Source organism: Gammaproteobacteria bacterium (assembly GCA_011682695.1).
Classification (GTDB): domain Bacteria; phylum Actinomycetota; class Acidimicrobiia; order Spongiisociales; family UBA4744; genus BMS3Bbin01.
The window spans coordinates 1-3,431 of sequence record JAACED010000107.1 but is presented as its reverse complement, the minus strand read 5'-3'; the positions used below and the strand labels follow the sequence as shown (position 1 = coordinate 3,431).

The 3,431-nt window shown below is 64.3% G+C and carries 4 protein-coding genes; all 4 read left to right on the top strand.

The window, feature by feature from the left end; all coding sequences use genetic code 11:
* On the top strand, positions 1 to 750 hold a 750-nt coding region (locus GWP04_12385; GenBank protein ID NIA26340.1), incomplete at its 5' end, for an aminotransferase class III-fold pyridoxal phosphate-dependent enzyme.
* Positions 747 to 1,739: a uroporphyrinogen decarboxylase gene (hemE, locus tag GWP04_12380; GenBank protein NIA26339.1), complete on the top strand. Its 993-nt coding sequence runs from the start codon at positions 747 to 749 to the stop codon at positions 1,737 to 1,739. The genes GWP04_12385 and hemE, both read left to right, overlap by 4 nt.
* On the top strand, positions 1,736 to 3,121 hold the full coding sequence (gene hemN, locus GWP04_12375; protein NIA26338.1) for an oxygen-independent coproporphyrinogen III oxidase: 1,386 nt from the start codon (positions 1,736 to 1,738) through the stop codon (positions 3,119 to 3,121). The genes hemE and hemN overlap by 4 nt, the downstream gene beginning before the upstream one ends.
* Positions 3,121 to 3,431, top strand: a 311-nt coding sequence (locus tag GWP04_12370) for a ferrochelatase (protein ID NIA26337.1), incomplete at its 3' end; no start/stop codon positions are given. The genes hemN and GWP04_12370, both read left to right, overlap by 1 nt.

Below are 3,431 nucleotides of genomic sequence, written 5' to 3'. Positions count from 1 at the left end.
AGGGTCGCCCGCTACAACGACCAGGCGTCTGTGGAGGCGCTGCTGGACGACTCTGTGGCGGCGGTGATCGTCGAGCCGGTTGCAGGCAACATGGGGTGCATCCCGCCCGTTCCCGGTTTCCTCGAAGGTCTCCGCTCCCTGTGTGATCGCCACGGTGCCCTGCTCATCTTCGATGAGGTCATGACCGGATTTCGTGTCGGACCCACCTCTGCACAGGGCCTGTACGGGGTCACTCCAGACCTGACAACCCTCGGCAAAGTGATGGCCGGCGGCGCTCCGGCCGCAGCCTACGGAGGGCGAGAAGACCTGATGCGGATGATCGCTCCCGACGGCCCCGTCTATCAGGCGGGAACCCTTGCCGGGAACCCGCTTGCCACCGCGGCCGGTCTCGTCACCCTTCGGTACCTCCGCGATCACCCGGAGTTGTACGAACGTTTCGACGAGGCCGGATCACGTATTGCGAACAGTGTCGAAGCGGCTGCAAAGAAAGCGGGCATGAGCGCAACCGTGCACCACGTCGGCGGCATGATCGGCGTGTTTCTCGGTATCGAGCACGTTGAGACGTGGGACGACGTAGTGGACATCGACATCGAGCTCTTCAACCGATTCTTCCACGCGGCGCTGCGCCGCGGCGTTCTGATCCCCCCGTCCGCCTTCGAAACGTGGTTCCTGATGGAGGCGCATCTGGACGACCGGCTCGACGAAGCGCTCGAGGTCTTCGAACAAGCTATCGAGGAGGCGAGTTCGTGAGATTGCTCGACGCGTTGGCCCACGTGTCCCTCGACCGGCCTCCCATCTGGTTCATGCGCCAGGCCGGTCGCTACCTTCCCGAGTATCAGGAGCTGCGAAGCCGATTCAGCTTTCAGCAAGCCGTGCACGATCCCGAGCTCGCCGCCGAGATCACGATGCAGCCGGTACGCCGGTTCTCGCTGGACGCTGCCATCGTGTTCTCCGACATCATGACTCCGCTCGAGGGGATGGGTGTCGCTGCAACGTTCGATCCCGGGCCGAAGCTCCGGCCACACGGCATCGAGGAAGTCGAAGAGCTTCCGGAACTCGATGCAGCCGCCGTCGACTTCGTTGGTGAGGCGATCTCGCTGGCTCGAGCAGGTCTCGACGATGCCACTGCGATCATCGGATTCGCAGGAGGCCCGGTGACGCTGCTCGCCTATCTGATCGAAGGCCAGGGCAGCAAGGACTTCCTCGGTATGCGATCGGCCCTCGAGCAGAAGCCAGAGGGGTCCGAGCGCGCCCTGGCCGGTCTCGGAAGGGCGATGAATGCCTACCTTCGTATGCAGGTGTCGGCAGGCGCGCAAGCCGTTCAACTGTTCGACTCGTGGGCCGGCGCACTGTCGCGAAGTCGCTTCGCCCGCTTTGCCGTTCCGGCAGCGAGGCTGGCGCTCGCCGATCTGGGGGTGCCGACGATCTACTTCGCACCCCACGCCGCGCACAACCTGGATCTGTTCTCCGGAGTCGGTGCCACCGGCTACGGGGTCGACTGGCGAGTCCCGATCGACGAAGCGTGGGACCGTATCGGCTCCGCTGCCGCGATACAGGGGAACCTCGACCCGGCCGTTCTGCTCACCGATCCCGCCACTGTCCAGTTCGCGGTCACCGAGATCCTGGAGGCCGTCGGTGGGCGACCGGGACATGTGTTCAACCTGGGACACGGGATCCACCATGCCACGCCCGTCGAGAACGTCGCGGCGATGGTTGCGGCAGTCCGGGGAGTGGCATGAGTGTCTCACTGACCCCGGATCTTCTGGCACGCTACGACAAGCCGGGTCCCCGGTACACGTCGTATCCGACGGCCGTGGAATTCTCCACCGACTTCGGTCCCGTCGAGTACGAATCGCACCTCGAGGCCGCCGCTCAAGATCCCACGGGGTCGCTGTCGCTCTACGTGCATTTGCCGTTCTGCGAGGCCCGCTGTTCGTTCTGCGGGTGCCACGTCGTTGTCGCCCGGAGGAAGTCCGTCGCCGATGCCTACCTCGGTAGGGTGCTCGATGAGGCAAGCGTCGTCGCGGAACGGCTCGGCGAACGGCGCAGATTGGTCCAGTACCAGTGGGGCGGAGGTACGCCCACCTACTACACGCCCGAGGACCTCGAGCGGCTGCACCGGGGCCTCCTCGATCGGTTCGAGTTGGATCCGGCGGCAGAGGTCGCTCTGGAGGTCGACCCGAGGGTGACCTCGAGGGCGCATCTGGAAGTCCTGCGCGGCCTCGGCTTCAACCGAATCTCGCTTGGTGTTCAGGACCTCGACCCGCAGGTGCAGGACCTGATCGGACGTCACCAAACGTGGGAGCAGACGCAAAGCCTTCATGTGGCAGCCCGGGAGCTCGGGTATGTGTCTATCAACATAGACCTCATCTACGGTCTGCCCGGCCAGACGGAGGCGACCTACGCCGAGACCTTGGAGAGGGTCCTCGAGCTGCGGCCTGATCGGCTCGCCGTGTATTCGTTTGCCTATGTCCCATGGGTGAGACCGAACCAGAAACGGATCGACCCTGCATTGCTTCCCGACAGGGACCTCAAGTTCGCGCTGCTGTCCATGGTCTCGGATCGTCTCGTGGGCGGCGGCTATCAGGCAATCGGTATGGACCACTTCGCGTTGCCCGACGACGAGCTCGCCGTGGCGCAGCGAGAAGGGACGCTGTCCCGCAACTTCATGGGCTACACGACCAAACGCGGCACCGAGATGGTGGCGCTCGGATCCTCGGGGATCTCCGATGTCGCCGGAGCGTACGCGCAGAACCATAAGCGGCTCGCTTCCTACTACGACGCGATCGACAGTGGTGAGCTCCCGATCGAGCGGGGCACGGTTCTGACGGCGGACGATCGGATCCGCCGCTATGTGATCACCGAGCTGATGTGCAACTATGTCGTTCGAGCCGACGACGTCGAGCGGCGATTCGGCATCGGCTTCGAGACCTATTTCGCATCCGAACTCGCCGTTCTCGCGGGTCCGGATGGGCTCGTCGACCAGGGGATGGTGACCCTTTCGGCGGCCGGCGTACGGGCGACCGAACTCGGATCCGTGTTCATTCGCAACGTGGCGATGACGTTCGACGCATACCTGGGCAAGAGTTCCGAACGCCCCGTGTTCTCGAGGACCGTGTGATGGTTGGTGTCGTGCTCGCGCAAATGGGTGGTCCGCGGGATCAGGCTGCGGTGGAGCCGTTCATCCGTGCCATCTTCGAAGACCCCGATCTCGTGCCGATTCCCGGTGGACCCGCCGTGAGCAAGGTGTTCGGATGGCTGGTAGCCAAGATCAGAGGCCCGTTCGTCCGGAAGAACTACCGGCTCATCGGCGGTAGTTCACCCATCCTCGAGATCACCCGTCATCAGGTGAGAGCTCTCGAAGGCGCCATTGGTGATCGGGTTGCCGATGTGGCCGTCGCGATGCGGTACACACGCCCCGACACGTACGA